Annotated in this window: 14 protein-coding genes; 4 read left to right on the top strand and 10 right to left on the bottom strand. The window is 73.4% G+C overall.

Annotated elements, in window-relative coordinates; all coding sequences use genetic code 11:
* Window positions 1-4 precede the first annotated feature (4 nt).
* From IF01_RS0134115 to IF01_RS0134100, 4 genes are all read right to left on the bottom strand, one after another.
* Window positions 5-1,759: a class I adenylate-forming enzyme family protein gene (locus IF01_RS0134115; RefSeq protein ID WP_030397485.1), complete on the bottom strand. Its 1,755-nt coding sequence runs from the start codon at window positions 1,757-1,759 to the stop codon at window positions 5-7.
* Window positions 1,760-1,944: 185 nt separating this feature from the next.
* Window positions 1,945-3,369 carry a flavin monoamine oxidase family protein gene (locus IF01_RS0134110; RefSeq protein ID WP_051756758.1) on the bottom strand — a complete coding sequence of 475 codons (1,425 nt, stop codon included), beginning with the start codon at window positions 3,367-3,369 and terminating at the stop codon, window positions 1,945-1,947.
* Window positions 3,366-3,608: a phosphopantetheine-binding protein gene (locus IF01_RS0134105; RefSeq protein WP_233290330.1), complete on the bottom strand. Its 243-nt coding sequence runs from the start codon at window positions 3,606-3,608 to the stop codon at window positions 3,366-3,368. Before IF01_RS0134105 ends, IF01_RS0134110 begins: the two co-directional genes overlap by 4 nt.
* A 205-nt stretch (window positions 3,609-3,813) precedes the next feature.
* The gene (locus tag IF01_RS0134100; RefSeq protein ID WP_063764372.1) at window positions 3,814-5,400 is read right to left on the bottom strand and encodes an amino acid adenylation domain-containing protein; all 1,587 of its coding nucleotides are present in this window, start codon (window positions 5,398-5,400) and stop codon (window positions 3,814-3,816) included.
* 573 nt (window positions 5,401-5,973) lie between these two features.
* On the opposite strand from IF01_RS0134100, the gene IF01_RS0134095 reads away from it, so the two are divergent.
* Complete coding sequence (locus tag IF01_RS0134095) at window positions 5,974-6,723, top strand: hypothetical protein (RefSeq protein ID WP_157855428.1); 750 nt, start codon at window positions 5,974-5,976, stop codon at window positions 6,721-6,723.
* Between the two features lie 54 nt (window positions 6,724-6,777).
* Here IF01_RS0134095 and IF01_RS0134090 read toward each other — a convergent pair whose 3' ends face one another.
* The 3 genes from IF01_RS0134090 to IF01_RS0134080 form a co-directional block, all read right to left on the bottom strand.
* Window positions 6,778-7,845, bottom strand: a complete 1,068-nt coding sequence (locus IF01_RS0134090) for a polyprenyl synthetase family protein (RefSeq protein ID WP_030397480.1) — start codon at window positions 7,843-7,845, stop codon at window positions 6,778-6,780.
* 106 nt (window positions 7,846-7,951) lie between these two features.
* Entirely contained in the window at window positions 7,952-8,773 is an 822-nt protein-coding gene (locus IF01_RS44565; protein WP_078880542.1) for a class I SAM-dependent methyltransferase, read from the bottom strand.
* Window positions 8,774-8,896: 123 nt separating this feature from the next.
* Entirely contained in the window at window positions 8,897-9,613 is a 717-nt protein-coding gene (locus IF01_RS0134080; RefSeq protein WP_030397478.1) for a chitinase, read from the bottom strand.
* 243 nt (window positions 9,614-9,856) lie between these two features.
* On the opposite strand from IF01_RS0134080, the gene IF01_RS0134075 reads away from it, so the two are divergent.
* Window positions 9,857-10,771, top strand: a complete 915-nt coding sequence (locus tag IF01_RS0134075; protein WP_051742147.1) for a helix-turn-helix domain-containing protein — start codon at window positions 9,857-9,859, stop codon at window positions 10,769-10,771.
* Between the two features lie 405 nt (window positions 10,772-11,176).
* On the opposite strand, the gene IF01_RS0134070 is transcribed toward IF01_RS0134075, so the two are convergent.
* Complete coding sequence (locus IF01_RS0134070) at window positions 11,177-12,295, bottom strand: transposase domain-containing protein (RefSeq protein WP_078880541.1); 1,119 nt, start codon at window positions 12,293-12,295, stop codon at window positions 11,177-11,179.
* Between the two features lie 61 nt (window positions 12,296-12,356).
* Entirely contained in the window at window positions 12,357-13,040 is a 684-nt protein-coding gene (locus IF01_RS0134065) for a hypothetical protein (RefSeq protein WP_037782215.1), read from the bottom strand.
* 164 nt (window positions 13,041-13,204) lie between these two features.
* Between IF01_RS0134065 and IF01_RS0134060 the strand changes: the two genes are divergently transcribed.
* A complete protein-coding gene (locus IF01_RS0134060; protein ID WP_030397474.1) occupies window positions 13,205-13,585 on the top strand; it encodes a VOC family protein in 381 nt (126 codons plus the stop codon).
* Window positions 13,586-13,589: 4 nt separating this feature from the next.
* Here IF01_RS0134060 and IF01_RS0134055 read toward each other — a convergent pair whose 3' ends face one another.
* Window positions 13,590-14,270, bottom strand: coding sequence for an MOSC domain-containing protein (locus IF01_RS0134055; RefSeq protein WP_030397473.1), 681 nt, complete (start codon window positions 14,268-14,270; stop codon window positions 13,590-13,592).
* Window positions 14,271-14,459: 189 nt separating this feature from the next.
* Here IF01_RS0134055 and IF01_RS0134050 point away from each other — a divergent pair, with 189 nt between their 5' ends.
* Window positions 14,460-15,131, top strand: coding sequence for a GNAT family N-acetyltransferase (locus IF01_RS0134050; protein WP_244215716.1), 672 nt, complete (start codon window positions 14,460-14,462; stop codon window positions 15,129-15,131).
* The last annotated feature ends 33 nt before the right edge of the window (window positions 15,132-15,164 follow it).

Below are 15,164 nucleotides of genomic sequence, written 5' to 3'. Positions count from 1 at the left end.
CGTGCTACTGGGCGGTGAAGAGGGTGGCGAAGCGGGTGCGCAGTTCGCGCTTGAGCACCTTGCCGGTCGGCCCGAGCGGGAACTCCGCCGCCGTGCGGGCGATCCGGACGGCGGCGAGCGCGGCCAGTCCGGCCCCGGCCAGCGCCTTGTTGGCGGCCTCCAGCACCTCCTCCGCGGTCACGGACTCCGCGTCCTGCTGCAACTGGACCACGGCGACCGGTCGTTGCCCCTCACCTGCGGCGCCCGGCACACCGACCACCGAGCAGTCCCGGACCAGCTCGGCGCAGTCCGCGAGCAGCACCTCCTCGACCGGCAGGCTGTAGACCGGCCCGGCCGAGGTGTCGATGACGTCCACGGTGCGGTCCAGGTGGTAGAACCGGCCCTCGGCGTCGCGCCGGGCGAGGTCCCCGGTCAGCCAGTACCCGGCCAGTTCGAAGCTCTCGGTCAGCCGCGCGTTGTTCCAGTAGCCGGGCGTCCGCGAGGGCGAGTCGATCCCGAGCAACCCGACCGTGCCGTCCGGCACTTCGTTGCCGTCCTGGTCCAGCACCGCCGCCCGGCGCACCACTTCGAGCGGCTTGCCCACGCAGCGGTCGTTGCGGACGCTCTCCGGCGTGGTGACCTGGCCGAACAGCGCCATGCCCATCTCGGAGGAGCCCAGGCCGTCGACGAACTGCGAACCGGGCAGCGCGGGTTGCTCGGCCTTCTCCTGCGGCAGCAGCCAGGGGCGGATCAGGCCCGCCGGGCGCTCACCCAGCTGCACCAGCCGGCGGATGTGCCCGTAGTGCGCGCTGTCGCCGGTGTTGAACCAGGAGTGCACCTTGGCCGCGCCGGCCACCGGCAGCTCACCGGTGGCGAGTTCGACGAAGGTGCGCGGGAAGGAGGCGACCATGGTGGGCCGGAAGGCCTCCATCACCGGCTCGACCACCGAGCGCCGCCAGTCCGCCATCACCACGGTCGGCAGGCCGAGCAGGGTCGCGGTGAGGAAGTAGCTCAAGCCGCCGGCGTGGGTGTGCGGCATCAGCGACATCAGCCGGTCCTCCGGCTCGGCCGGGAAGCGCACCATGCGCGGCTGCTTGCCGTCCCAGAACTGCCGGTGCGCCAGCATCGTCGACTTCGGAGTGCCGGTGGTGCCGGAGGAGTGGATCAGCGCGACCACGTCGTCCGCCGCGTGCCGGTACGGGTACTCGGCGGGCAGGCCGCCGGAGGCGTCCGCGTCGAAGGCCTGGATCTCGGCGGCGAGCGCGATGAACCTCGGGCGGCGCTGCGGGTCCTGGCGGTAGGCGGCGGCGAGGCGGGTGGTGTCGTCGGCGACCACGCCGACCACGCCGACGTGGTTGAGGTAGCGGACCATCACGTCGTGCCGCATGGCGTCGTTGACCAGCGCCGGGACGGCGCCCAGCGCGGTGAGCGCGAGGAAGTGCAGCAGCGGCTCCAGGCCCTCGGCGATCACGACCGCCACCGGCTCGCCCGGGCGCACGCCGTTCGCGTGGTACCAGGCGGCGTAGCGGTCGCGCAGGGCGGCGAGGTCCTGGAGGCTGTGGCCGCGCAGCACCACCGCGCCGCGGTGGTCGAGGTGGTGGCTGAAGGCGAAGGGGACCGCGCGGTTGGGGTTCACGGCGAGGGCGTGGTCGAGGAAGTTGCCGGCCCCGAGCCCGGGCTCGGCCATCAGCTGCTCGCGCGCGGCGAGCGGAGCGACCGGGGAGGGGGCGGTGGGCGCGGCGGAGGGGCCGTTGTTCGGGGAGGAACTCTCGTCGCTCATGGCGGTCTCCTGAGGGGGGTGGCCCGCGGTTCTTGTGGAACTGGAGCGCGGGCTGTGCGGTGAGGGAGAACTGGTGCGGGTGTGCGCGTGCCGGGGAGGTGGTGCCGGTGGTTCCAGTGGTGCCGTTGGTTCGGCGGAGCGGTGGTTCGGCGGAGCGGTGGTTCGGTGGGGCGGTGGCGCGGGGGTCAGCCCTCGGCGTCGAGGATCTCCGTGACGACCCGGTGGCCGGAGCGGATCGCGCCCTCCAGCAGGCCGAAGAACTCGGTACTGGTCTCGGTGCCGGCCCAGTGCACCCGGCCGTGCGGCGCGGTAAGCGCCGGGCCGAGCCGCGACCAGTCGCCGGGCCCGAACAGCGCCGCGTAACACCCCTTGCTGTAGGGCTCGTTCACCCAGTCGGTGCGGTGGAAGCCGATCGGCTCGGGCAGCATCGGGAACAGCGAGGCGGCCTGCTCGACGGCGGCCGCGCGCTGCTCCTCCGGCCCCAGGGCCGCGTAGCGGTGCGCCTCCGCGCCGGTGACGAAGCCGGTGAGCACGCCGACCCGGGACCCGTCCGGCGCGTCGGCCGGCGAGTCGTCCACGGTGGAGAGCAGCGGGCCCCGGGCGTTGACCGACCAGCCGGAGAGTCCGTGCGCGCGCCAGACCGGCGCGGGGTAGACCAGGTTGACCTTGACCGCGCAGCCGCGTCCGGTCCGCTCGCCCGCGCGCGGGGCCGGCCGCACGGGCCGCAGGTCCAGCGACTCGGCGAGCAGCGGCGGCAGTGCCACCACGGCGACCTCGGCCCGGTAGACCCCGCCCGCCTCGGTGTGCACGGTGACGCCCTCGCCGTCCTGGACCACGGACCGCACCGGTTCGCCGAGCCGCACCGAACCGGGCCGCCGGTCCGTCAGCCGGGCGGCGAGCCGCTCGCACAGCAGGTGCGCGCCGCCGGCGACCCGGTCCTCCTGGGCTCCGCCCTCGAAGGCGTTCAGATAGCGCAGTCCGCCGCCCGAGCGCAGGTAGAAGGCCATGTGCAGGACCGAGACGTCGGCCGGGTCGGCGGCCATCATCTCGCCGAGGAAGAGCGGGAAGAACAGCCGGGCGTCCGGGTGGTCGAGCTCCTGCTCGGCCCACTCGGCGGCGGTGAGGGCGTCCAGCCGTTCGGCGTCCGGGGTGAGCCAGGGCGCCTCCGGGTCGACCTGGGCGGTGAGTTCGGCGAGCCGGTCGAACAGGTCGCCGAGCGCGACCGCGTTGAGCGGCGGGAACCGGCCGTCCCGGGTGGCGAGTTCGCCGTCCGCGTCCGCTTCGGTGGTGGGGCTCAGGGCGAACCGGCTCGCGCCGAGCATGGTGGTGGGCGTGGTGGCGAGGTCCAGGTCCTTGATCAGCGCCAGGAGTTCGGTGTGCTTGGCGCCGAGGTAGGCGGCGCCCGCGTCGATCCAGGCGCCGGGCGCGACCTCGATCCCGTGCGTGCGCCCGCCGACCCGCGGGCGGGCCTCCAGCACGGTGACCTCCACCCCGCGCGCCGCCAGCCCCTCGGCGGCCGTGAGACCGGCCAGCCCGGCGCCGATCACCACGGCGGAGGCCACCCGGGCAGGGCCGTTCGCGGTGGGGCCGTTGGTGGTGGGGCCGGTCATCTCGCGGCCGCGATCAGCTCGACCAGACCGGCCGGGGTGGGCGCGAGCACGAAGTCCTCGAAGGACAGCTCGACGCCGTAGTTCCGGGCGACCGCGCTCAGGACGCGGGTGGCGATGAGCGAGTCACCGCCGAGGAGGAAGAAGTCCGAGTCCGCCGCGACGTCGTCCGTCTCCAGGACGCGGCGGAAGATCGTCACCAGTCCGTCCGTGTCGGCGGGGGTGGTGTCTACGCTGCTCAACGAGGGATCTCCTTTGGCCATCGGGGTGCGGTGCGCCGGTGGGGCACCTGGTGCGGGGGCCGTACGGGTGGGCCCGGGCGGGTACGGCGAGTGGGTACGACGGGTACGTACGACGAACGGGCGCGGCTCCGGCTGGTGGTTTGCCGGGCGGCGGTGCTGCGCGCCGGGGTTCCCGGCGCCAGTGGTGCTGTTGGTGCAATTGGTACTAGTGGTGCGCGGGTTCGGGCTCGGGCAGCTGGGCCCCCGCGCCCTCGCCGGTGCCCCGGCCGGCACCGGCGCCGCGCGCCGAGTGGAGGCGGTGCGAGCCGGCCCGGTCGACCTTGCCGCTGGCCGTGAGCACCAGCTCCGGCACGACGGTGATCCGGCTGGGCACCAGATGGCCGGGCACCCGGTCCCGCAGGTACGTCCGGAGATCGGCGCCCAGGGTCCCGGCCGCCGCCCCGGCGCGCGGGACCACGTACGCGACCAGCGCGGACCGGCCGGCCAGGGTCGTCCCCGTGACCGCGACCGCGTGCACGCCCGGGTGTCCGGCGAGGTGTGCCTCGACCTCGGCCGGGTCGACCCGGATCCCGCGCACCTTGAACTCGCCGTCCAGCCGCCCCTGGTGGGTCAGTACGCCGTCCGGCGCCCGGCCCACCCGGTCGCCGGTGCGGTACCAGCGCACGCCCTCGGCGTCCTCGGTGAAGCGATCCGCGGTGGCCTCGGGAAGTCCCAGGTAGCCGAGCGCGACGGCGGGCCCGCCGATCAGCAACTCGCCCTGCTCGCTGATCCGTTCGTACACATGGGGCAGGGCACGCCCGATCGGCACCCGGTCGCCCGCCGCCCACGGCCGGTCCCGCGCGGCCGCCAGCGGTCCGTGCAGGTCGACGGCATGGGTGATCAGCGTGGTCTCGGTGGACCCGTAGGTGTTGAGCAGCCGGATCCGCCCGGTGTCCAGGGCGGCCCAGTCGGCGAGCCGGGCCGGGTTGGCGGCCTCCCCGCCGATCACCAGCAGCCGGACGCACTCGGGCAGCGCGAGGCCCTCCTCGGCGAGGTGGAGGACGAGTTCGTGCCAGAACGCGGTGGGCAGGTCCAGCACGCCGATCCGCTCCCGCTCCACCATCCGCAGGAAGCGCGGGAACGAGCCGGAGTGGGCGTCGCGGTCGAGGACGAGCGCGGCACCGCCGGTGAGGGTCGGGAGGATCTCCTCGAAGCAGGTGTCCCAGTTCAGCGAGGCGAACTGCAGCACCCGGTCCTCGGCGGTGAGGCCGAACAGGGTGCGCAGCGAGTCCACCGTGGCGGAGATCGCCCGGCGCGGTGTGACCACGGGTTTCGGCTGCCCGGTCGAACCCGAGGTGAAGAGCAGGTACGCCGGCTGCTCCGGCCCGGTCCGCTCCGGAGCGTCCTGCGCTCCGGCCGGCGTTCCGGTGGTCGTGCCCGGTAACTCGACCACGCGCACGCCCGGTTGCGCGATGCCCGGGCCGACCGCCGTCCGGCAGCCGACCGCGGCCAGCATGTCCTGCCGCCGCTGCGGCGGGAACGCCGGGTCGACCGGGCAGTACGCCCCACCGGCCGCGAGGATGCCGAGCAGGGCGACAACGGTGTCCGGCGTGTGGGTCGCCGGAACGGCCACCACACCGGGTCCGGTACCGAGGCGGTGGGCCAAGGTACGTACCAACTCCCCGAGTTGGCGGTAAGTCAGCGTGTCTCCGTGGTGGACGACCGCCGGTCGTTCGGGATATCGGCGCACGGTTTCCGTGAACGCGTCAATCAGGTCGGAACTGGCCCCGTGGATGCTGCGGTTATTTGTCATGCCCGCCCCAAAGAATGCCGTGCGAGCACTTGTTCGGTACTCGGCGGACCGGGACTCTACCCGCCGAGCCTGCGGAGCCACAATGGCTGTTGAGGATGTCGCTTCAAGGATGTGTGGTTGACATGTGAACGGGGCGAGGTCTGTCTCGGCTGTCTCCTGGGGTTCAAGTGACTTCACAGAGTGACGACTTGGTCACCCGACGCGCCGGTATGGCGGCGCCGTTCCACGGGGAGATCGCACACCCTCCACTTGGGCGAACCTTTTCCGCGTCGCCGAAATCCCGGTCACCACGGGCTTTTTCCGCGTCGGCGCCGGGCCGCCCGTTCCGGTTGTTCCCGCTGCTCGCGGCCACTCGCTCCGGGGGCGGCCAATTCCGCGGGGAATTGACGAACTATCACCTTCGTCGATCCGATCGAAGACGGATGGATCGTCCACCCGTCGAACGCGCGGCGCGCCCGCGGCGCAGGACTCGTTGACCGGTCACGAGTCGCTTCGGCATGGCGAATTGCGCGGTGCGGCTGTCTCGCGGCGCCCGCCGCTGCCATCATCGTTCCGACTCTCGAAGGGGGAACGATGAGTAGCGATCCGTCATACCCGCCGCGCTCCGACGGGCCGGTGGTTCCGCTGGTGCCTCCGCACCCGCCCCGCGCGGTCGCCGGCCGCACCGGGCGCTGGACCGATCTGGCGGCGATCGTGACCGCCCTCACGGGCGCGGCAGGCCTCGCGCTCGGCTTCCTGGGCCTGCCCGTGGTCGTCAACTCGCCGACGGCGGCACGTCCGGCGGTGACGACGACCGTGAGCGAGACCGTGACGGCGACCGCGACCGTCACGGTCACCGCCACTCCGAGGAGCACGTCGGCAGCGGCGCCCGACACGACGGGCGGACCGGCGGCGGGCACGGGCGGCACTCCGGCGGCCTCGGACCCACCCGTCCCGGTCGACCCCGGCTGGCTGGTCACCTACAACAGTCAGTACGTGGTGGACGGCCAGGTCGACCTGGAGCCCAACACGCCGAGCAGAGGCGGGGCCGGCAGTGTCGACCTGAGGATCACCGGGGTCGTCGGCGGCAAGGCCTACCTCGCCCCGGACAACGATGCGGTGATGGCCCGGGTCCCGGACGGGGAGCCGGTGCCGGGGCCGAAGCGCTGCCAGGAGATCGCCTCCACCCTCAGCGACGGCCGGATCGTGGTCCCCGTTCCGGGAGACCGGTTCTGTCTGCGGACCGCCGAGGGATACCCGAGGTACTTCAAGGTCCTCTCCGTCGACAACGACGCCGAGAACCCGAAGCTGCGGATCGACCTCCTGGGGTGGGCCGGGAAGTAGCCCGCGACCCTGGAGCCCCCCGGGAGGAGGTGCGGCGGGCCGGGGGTGTCTGGTTCAGGAGCCCACCACGTTGGCGAGCGGCAGGCCCGCGAAGAAGGCCACCGCCTCCTCGCGCCAGTGCGGGCGCCATGTCCCGGCCTCGGCGGCGGCAGCCTCGGCGCAGCGGCGCATGTCGGCCCGGAGCTTGCGGTCCACGCCCAGCCGCCGGGCCAGCTCGCGGACCCGCTCGACCGTCGCGGCCGGGCAGTGCGGGTCGCCGAGCGCGGACTCCACCACGGCCCGCTGCTCCTCGTCGGCGGCCGCGAGCAGGGCGCTCACGGCGTAGCTGCGGCGGCCCGCGCGGAGGTCGGCGCCGGTGGACTTGCCGGTGCTGTCCTCGTCGCCGAACAGGTCGAGGTAGTCGTCGCGCAGCTGGCCGCCGATGCCGACCGGGATCGCGTAGCGGCGCAGCCGCGCGTCCTCCTCGCCGCCGAGGCGCTCCCCGGCGGCCAGCAGGCCCAGCCGCAGCGGCGCGAGCACGGAGTACCGGGTGGACTTGTACTCGCAGACGGTGTGCAGGAACTCCTCGTCCGGGATCCGCCGGAGGTCGCGTTCGAGGTCGACGATCTGGCCGGCCACCGTCTCGGCGCCGGCGTCCAACTGCACTTCCAGCATCGCCTGCCGCAGTTCGGCGGGGACGTCCGCCTCCAGCAGGACCCGCATCGACAGGAAGGCGGCGAGGTCCCCGGCCAGGACGGCCAGGCCGAGCGCGGTGCGGTCCGCCGCCGGGAACTCCTGGCGGTAGGCGTAGTAGGTGGACGGGCCGCCGCGCCGCAGGGGCGCGTCGTCGATGATGTCGTCGTGGACGAGCCCGTGCGTCTGCAGCAGTTCGATGCTCAGCGCGGCCTCTGCCAGACCGGGCACCGGACCGGTGGTCACCAGCCGGGCGGCCTCGTACAGCAGGGCGACCCGCAGCCGCTTGCCCCCGCGCAGCGAGAGGTCCCGCAGCAGCTCCAGGCAGCGCGGGGTGAAGCGGCTGAGCGCGGGCGTGTCGAGACGCTCCGGCAGGGCGTCGAAGTACGCCTCGAAGCGGAGGTCGAACCGCCGCCGGTGCCCGGCGGCTCGTTCGCGGGCAGCGGCCATGATCGTCTCGTTCACGCCCCCACCCTCGCACCCGCCCGCCCCGGGGCCGCGGCCGCCCCCGTACGGCCGCCCCCGACCGCGACTGCGACCGGGGCGCGGCGCTCCGCTACGAGCTGGCGGTCAGCTCCGCCAGGGCGTAGGGGCGGTGCCCGAGCAGGAGGGGGCGGAGGGCGGCCGCGGCGATGCGTTGGGCGGGGCCGATGCGTTCCATCACCGGGTGTTCGGCGGCGGCCGTCCAGCCGGGGGAGAGGGCGGCGAGGCCGGTGCTGCTGCGGGCGCCGGAGCGGAAGCGGGCGCCGGTGGCGCGGGAGATGGGGTGGAGGCCGCTGCGGGCGATCCACGGGTGGAAGAAGTCGGCGGCGAGGCGGGTGCCGGGGCCGAGGTGGCGGCGGGTGTCGGCGAGGAAGCCGGTGACCTTGGCGGGGGAGAGGTACATCAGGACCCCTTCCGCGAGGACCAGGACGGGCCCGGGCCGTTCCTCCACGACGTCGGTCCACCCCGGTGCGGTGAGGGAGGCCGGGTGGACCCGGGCCTGGCTGTCGGGCAGGAGGCGGTCGCGCAGTTCCACCACTTCGGGGACGTCCACGCCGAGCCAGCGGACGCTGTCGGGCACGGTGTCGGCGAGGCGCTGGTCGCGGGTGCAGAGGCCGATGCCGACGGACAGCACGGTCCCGGTGGGGTGGGTGTGGGCGAAGCGCCGGGTGATGGCGTCGAACACGACGGCCCGGTGGATCGATCCGACGGCGTTGGAGCGGTCGGTCAGCACCTCGGAGTCGCGGAAGCCGGTCTCGTGGAGGACGCGGATGGCCTGCGGGTCGCTGAACTCGCTGCCGGGGATTAGGCGTTGCGCGTGGGCGCGGCCGTAGAGGGGGGTGAGCAGGGTCATCGCCACGCCGCTCAGGCCGTGCGTTGGGGAGTCATCTGACATAAGGTTAGGCTTACCTAAGTCGGGGTGCGGGTCAAGTGACCCGATCTCCCCGGTGAGGTGCGTGGGGGTCGACGGCGCCGGCCCCCACGCTTCAGCCGTTCAGCGGTTCAGTCGTTCACCGGTTCAGCAGGAGATGTTGCCGCCGCCGACGTCGGTGCCGAGGACGCCGGTGAAGTTGCGGAAGAGGTTGATGCGGTCGTTGCGCTCGTCCGGGTTCTTGCCGTCGCACTCCAGCGCGCCGTTGATGCTGCGGATGGTCTCGCCGAAGCCCTTGTTGTTGACGACGGCGTCGTGCGGGGTCGACCGGCCGGCGCCGCTCTGCGTGTTCCAGAACCAGAGGGCCGTCTTCCAGGCGACGGCGGAGTTCCGCTCCACCTGGTACGGGTCGCGCAGCAGGTCGATGTGCAGGGCGTCGCCGGCCGCCTTGTAGTTGAAGTTCCAGCTCAGCTGGAGCGGTCCGCGCCCGTAGTACGCCTTCTGCCCGGCCGGACAGCCGTAGGGCTGCGAAGTGTCGCAGTAGTGAGGGTAGTTAGCGGTGTTCTGCTCGACGACGTACTTGAGTCCGCCGGTCTCGTGGCTGACGTTGGCGAGCAGTGCGGCCGCCTCGCGCCGCTTGGTGGCGTCGTTCCCGGTGTTGGCGAACGCCGGGTAGGCGCTCAGGGAGTCGACCAACCCGTTGTAGGTGTAGAAGGCGTTCCGGTTCGGGAACATCTTGTTGAACTGGGCCTCACTGACCACGAACGAGCCGGCGGCCGCGGCCGGTTCGGTCCGGGCGGCCACGGAGAGGCTGCTCAGGAGGGCGGCCGAGGCCACCAGGGGCAGGGTGCGGAAGAGCTTCATCGTTCCTCGGTTCGGGAATCGGTGCTCGGGAATCGGTCTGTCAATATGCTGATGTGAGTGCTTCGTCGGCGAAGCGCCCGAAGCATCATCGGGGTCGAATCCCGGGAATCCCGGTGTGCGAACGCCCAAACCGCTCGTTGGAGTTGATTCCGGTCAACCGCCTGCCACCCGGCGTTCGCACCACCCCGACCCCATGGCATCGTGGACACGTCAAGTCTTCGTCTCTGCGATGCGGGAGCGCCCATGGAACGCGGCAGCGGCACACTGGACCTCGTCGACAGCGAGTGCGAGATGGCGTACGGCGCGGCCCGGCCGAGACTGCGCGAGTACGTACTCGGCTACCGGGGCTACCGGCTGGAGTCGGACCGGCCCCGCCGCCGGCTCGAAGTGCCGACCGACGTGGTGACCTTGACGATCGGCTTCGACGGATCGCTGCGGCTCACCGATGCCGTCGCCGGCACCGACACCGGTTCCTTCGGCTCCGTCCTCGCCGGGCTGCGGCGCACCGCGACCGTCGCCGAGCACAGCGGCCGGCTGCACGGCCTCGCCGTCTCGCTCACCCCCCAGGGCGCGTACCGCATCCTCGGCCCGGCGCTCGGCGACCTCGACGGCCGGTGGATCGAGGCGGGCGGGGCCTTCCCCGGCCGGGGCCCGCGCGAACTCGTGGACCGGCTGCGCGAGTCGCGCACCTGGTCGGCGCGGTTCGCCCTGCTGGACGCCTACTTCGACGCGCGGTTCGCCGAAGGGCGGCTCTGGGACCCCTCGGTGAGCTGGGCCTGGGAGCAGCTCCGCGCCTCGCACGGACGGGCCTCGGTGCGCACGCTGGTGGACAGCACCGGCTGGAGCCGCCGGCGACTGGAGCAGCGCTTCCGCGAACACCTCGGCCTGGCGCCGAAGCAGGCCGCCGACATCCTCCGCCTCCAGCGCACCCTGCTGACCTTCGAACGGCGGCCCGGCTGGGGCGGGGCCCGGATCGCCGACCACTGCGGCTTCTACGACCAGGCGCACCTGGTGCACTCGTTCCGCGCCATGGTGGGCTGCCCGCCGACCGTGTTCTTCGCCGCCCGCCGGGCCGCGCAGGTCCCGGAGCCGGCCGACCGCCTGGCTGGCCGGGTCACCACCGCCGTCGAGTTCGTCGACGGCGGCCCGGACCGCTGACCGGAGTGCGCATTTTTACAAGCCCGGCCCCCCGCCCGCGCGGCATCCTGATCCGACGGGGCGGCGACGGGGGAGCCGCCCCCGCACTCGTCCGCCGTCCGCTGCCGTCCGCCGCTGCTGGTTGCTCCGCGGCCCTTCGGACCCGCCGGGGGGAAGGAGTGGGAAGTCGGCCCGATCGACTTCCCACTCCCGCTCCCACTCCCGCCCACTCCTGACCTGGATCCTGGCCCTGATCCCATGCCGCACCCGCCCGTGGTGCGGCGCCCGGTCCGCGCACGGCACGCCCCACCGCGCCGTGCGGGAGCCCTCTGCACAGCGGCCCCCCGACCGCAGACCCCGCGCCGAGGGCGACTCCACCGTCCGCGCAGGAAGTCGGCCCACCCGACTCCCTGCGCGGACGGGTCATCAGGTCCGGGTGGTGGAGTTGACGGCGTACTCGACCAGCAGATGGGCCCAGATCTCCTGGTGGACCAGGTCGGGATCGGTGGACCGCACCTCGCCCGGACTGCGCAGGGCCGAGCACGGCCCGCCGTCCGTGGCCGCCTGCCGCCACCATTGACGGTGGGCGTCCGCGAGCTCGGCGGCCGTCACTTCCTCCGGATCCCTGAGCGTGGTGACGAGGCGGTCCGCGTCGCCGTCCTCGACGACCCGCACCGGATGGGCGGCGACCGGATCGGGCTTCACGCCGGACCACGCCTCCAGGAGGCACTTCGCCCGCTCGCACGCGGGCAGGTCGGGATCGACCAGCACCGACAGGTAGGAATCGTCCCGCAGTACCTCCAGGACCGGCAGCGGCACCCGGGGCGGGACGCGCCAGCACGTCGCGGCCCCGGTCCGGGCCGCGGCGCCGAAGGTCGCGAAGGTGTACCGGCTCCGATCGCCGAGGAGCACCCAGTCGCTGCCGGCCGTGGCCAGCAGCGAGACCGTCATCGCCTCCTCGCCACGGTGGTGCGGACCGACCTCGGCGTCGACGACGGTGCGCGACCCGCAGTCGACGACGGCCACTACCCGGGCCCCGGGGGTGATGCCCGGGCGGGACCGCCCGGCGGCGTCGGGGCCGAACTCGGCCGCGTTCCCGGCCGAGTCGGGCACGTCGAGGCCGAGCCCCTCGATGGCCATCAGCCGTCGACCGCCGAGCCACGCCCCGGGGGAGACGACCGGCTGCGCGACCCGGTAGAACGTCTCCCGCAGCACGTCCCGGCCCAGTTGTCGCCGAGCCCGGCCGACCCCGGCCGCTGTCAGCTGCCCCGGCGCCACGCCCCGGACGCCGTCCGGCCGGGGCAGCTCCGCGACGACCCTCCGCGCGACATCCTCGACCGGCTCGTCGGGGAAGAGGCACAGCGCCATCACCAGATAGGCGGTCAGGTGCAGTGGGAGTTCCCCGTCCGGGATCGGGCCGTCCAGGCCACAGGCATCGGCAGCCTCCTCGATCAGGTGCCGCGGCACCGCCGCCACCAGATCGCCCACCGACACCCTGCCCGGTCGCGCGACCGGGCCCTCCCGCTCAACGGACCCCGAAGCCATGGCGAGGAATCTAGCCGAACCGCGGACGGCCACAGTGGCCGCCCCGGCTGCCCCAGCTGCCTCAGCTGTACGCGATGCGTTCGACCTCGAAGAGCTGGGCGGCGCCGATGCGGCCCTCCTCCTGGGCGAGCAGCCAGGTCACCAGCTCCGGTCCGGCGAGCAGTTCGCGGTAGAAGCCGAGCCGGAGGTCCGCGAGCCCCCGCTCGGCGAGCCAGATGTCGAGCGCGTCCTCGAAGTGGCGCTCCGCCGCCTCGGTGCGGGTTTCGGTCCAGACGGTCAGCCACGGCGAGAGGCTGCCGGTGCAGACGGCGACCGTCTCCAGCACCTCGGTGGCCCGGTCGGTGCCGGGGTACTCGCCCAGGGTCGACCGCCACCAGGCGTCCCAGACGCGCTCCAGTGCCTGCCGCTCCGGCGGCGGCCAGCCCCGGTAGCCGGCCGCGAGCAGTCGGGAGGCGACCAGTCCGTAGCCGCCGTGCAGCCGGCCGGTGGTCAGGAGGCGGACGATCCGCGGTGTCGTCCGGCGGTAGAGGGCGGCGAAGTCGTCCCAGTGGTCGGGCACCTCGGTCGCGACGGACCGGACCAGATCGTCCGGCACCCCGTGCGCGGGGCCCGCGAGGGTTTCGAGTTCGGCGCCGGTGTAGCAGTGCGTGCAGCCGCCGACGCTTATCGGGGACTCGGGCAGCGCCGCGAAGGCGGCGTCGAGCGCGTCAAGAGCGGTACGGAGCTGCTGGTCAGGAGTGGTCATCGAGCGCCTGTCGGGAGACCTCGTCCGGCCCACCGGAGAGGAGGGCGACGCTATCACGCTCGCGGCGCCCGGCAGCCGTCCGCGGAACCCGATCGACGCCGATCTGTCCGGCTGGTAAGTTCCCGGGAAGGTGCTTCCTCGTCCCGAGAGAGTGGGTTCTGTCCATGGCGTGCCGGATCAGTGAGATCGTGCTCCAGTGCCACGACCCGGAGCTGCTGGCCCGGTTCTGGTGCGAGGTCCTGGACTTCGTCGAGCTCGACCGGGAGGCGGAGGGCTGCATCGAGATCGGCCCGCGCGAGGGGTTCGGCGGCCCGCAGGCGACGATCTTCCTCATCCGCACCGATCTCCCGAGGCCCGGGAACAACCGGCTGCACATCGACGTCAACCCCACCGACCGCGACCAGGCCGCCGAACTCGAACGCCTCCTCGCCGCCGGTGCCGTACCGGTCGACGTCGGCCAGCCGGAGGACGCGAGCTGGCACGTGCTCGCCGACCCGGAGGGCAACGAATTCTGCCTGTTGAAGACCCGCCTCGCCCCCGTCTGAGCCCTCATCCTGACTGCGCGGGCCCGCCGGAACTCCGCCCGGCCGTGCGGCGGTGGACGTGCTCCCGGCTCTCGTCCGGCAGCGCGTCCGCGGCCAGCAGGAGGGGCAGCAGGTCCGGTTCGAGCGTCATCGCGCGGAACACGAGTGCCACCGTGACCTCGTGGTCGGGCCGGTGCACGATCCCGATCCGATCGCCGGCCCGGACCTCCCCCGGCTCGACCACCCGGAGGTAGGCGCCGGGGACGGCGGCCCGCGTGAACCGCTTGATCCAGCCCTCCTGTTCCAGCCGGCCCTGGAACGTGGCGCACGGCACCCGCGGGCCCGACACCTCCAGTACGGTGTCGGGCCCGACGCGCCAGCGCTCGCCGATCAGCGCGCCGTTGACGTCGAGACCGAGCGTGGTGAGGTTCTCCCCGAACACGCCGTTCGCGAGCGGCCGACCCAGTGCCGCCTGCCAGGCGTCGAGGTCCTCCCGGGCGTAGGCGTAGACGGCCTGGTCGGGACCGCCGTGGTGCTTCACGTCGTAGACCCGGTCACCGGCGAGACCGACCTCCCCGGTGCCCTTGGGGCCGGGAGCGCTGACGAACACCGGCCCGTCGACGGGCCGCTTGTCGATGCCCGTCGCGTCGAGGCCCTTCCACGGATTGGGGCGGGGCCGCCCGATGTTGACCGTGAGCAGCTTCATACCCGCGACGGTACGGGCCGCAGCACTCCCGGGGCGAGGGGGTTTCCCGCTGTCGGGCGGGCGTGGACGGCGAGTGTGGACGGCGGCCGTGGACGGCGGGCGTTCGGTGGGTGGATAAGGACGTGCGCCGGGTCGTGGGGCCTGGGAGGCTGCCGGGGTCTGTGTCGTCGACCGTGTCGAGGAGGAGCCGTGGGTTCCGCCGTTGGGGTGCCGCTGCTCGAAGGGCCCGTGCTTGAGGGCGAGTTCGTCCGCCTGGAACCGCTGGGGCATGCCCACGCGCCGGATCTGGCACTCGCCGCGGCGGAGGACCGGGCCGGCTACGGCTTCACCTGGGTGCCGGCGGCGAGCGACTTCACCGCCTATGTGGACACCCAACTGGCCCGGCGCGACACCGGATGGGTGCTCCCGTACGCCCAGGTGGACCGCGCCACGGGCCGGGCCGTCGGAGCGACGGCCTTCCTGGACCCGCGCCGCCACCCGGCCGACGGCACGCTGTTCGCGATCGAGGTCGGCTTCACCTGGCTGGCGGCCTCCGCCCAGGGCAGCGGACTGAACACCGAGGCCAAGTACCTGCTCTTCCGGCACGCCTTCGAGACCTGGGGCGTCTCCCGCCTCGACCTCAAGACCGACGCCCGCAACGGCCGTTCCCGCGCGGCCATCGCGAAAACGGGTGCCACCTTCGAGGGCGTGCTGCGGAACTGGTCCATCTCCTGGGCCCCGGGCGAGGAGGGCCTGCTCCGGGACTCGGCCATCTTCTCGATCACAGCGGGGGAGTGGCCGTCCTGCCGCACGGCGTTGGAGCACCGCCTCACCGCCCTGCGCGACCGCCGAGCGGCAGCTGCGGCACCGTCGCGCCCGTGACTGGGGAGTGGGAGTGGGAAGGCGGCGGCATCG

The sequence above is a fragment of the Kitasatospora purpeofusca genome, from assembly GCF_000718025.1.
Classification (GTDB): Bacteria; Actinomycetota; Actinomycetes; order Streptomycetales; family Streptomycetaceae; genus Kitasatospora; species Kitasatospora purpeofusca.
Note: the sequence above shows the minus strand (reverse complement) of the source record. Positions and strands in the feature narration are given on the sequence as shown.

Bases quoted from the DNA above. Each gene is read 5' to 3' on its own strand.
- IF01_RS0134115 (WP_030397485.1), bottom strand. From the start codon at position 1,759: ATGAGCGACGAGAGTTCCTCCCCGAACAACGGCCCCTCCGCCGCGCCC.
- IF01_RS0134110 (WP_051756758.1), bottom strand. From the start codon at position 3,369: ATGACCGGCCCCACCACCAACGGCCCCACCGCGAACGGCCCTGCCCGG.
- IF01_RS0134100 (WP_063764372.1), bottom strand. From the start codon at position 5,400: ATGACAAATAACCGCAGCATCCACGGGGCCAGTTCCGACCTGATTGAC.
- IF01_RS0134095 (WP_157855428.1), top strand. From the start codon at position 5,974: ATGAGTAGCGATCCGTCATACCCGCCGCGCTCCGACGGGCCGGTGGTT.
- IF01_RS0134090 (WP_030397480.1), bottom strand. From the start codon at position 7,845: ATGGCCGCTGCCCGCGAACGAGCCGCCGGGCACCGGCGGCGGTTCGAC.
- IF01_RS44565 (WP_078880542.1), bottom strand. From the start codon at position 8,773: ATGTCAGATGACTCCCCAACGCACGGCCTGAGCGGCGTGGCGATGACC.
- IF01_RS0134080 (WP_030397478.1), bottom strand. From the start codon at position 9,613: ATGAAGCTCTTCCGCACCCTGCCCCTGGTGGCCTCGGCCGCCCTCCTG.
- IF01_RS0134075 (WP_051742147.1), top strand. From the start codon at position 9,857: ATGGAACGCGGCAGCGGCACACTGGACCTCGTCGACAGCGAGTGCGAG.
- IF01_RS0134070 (WP_078880541.1), bottom strand. From the start codon at position 12,295: ATGGCTTCGGGGTCCGTTGAGCGGGAGGGCCCGGTCGCGCGACCGGGC.
- IF01_RS0134065 (WP_037782215.1), bottom strand. From the start codon at position 13,040: ATGACCACTCCTGACCAGCAGCTCCGTACCGCTCTTGACGCGCTCGAC.
- IF01_RS0134060 (WP_030397474.1), top strand. From the start codon at position 13,205: ATGGCGTGCCGGATCAGTGAGATCGTGCTCCAGTGCCACGACCCGGAG.
- IF01_RS0134055 (WP_030397473.1), bottom strand. From the start codon at position 14,270: ATGAAGCTGCTCACGGTCAACATCGGGCGGCCCCGCCCCAATCCGTGG.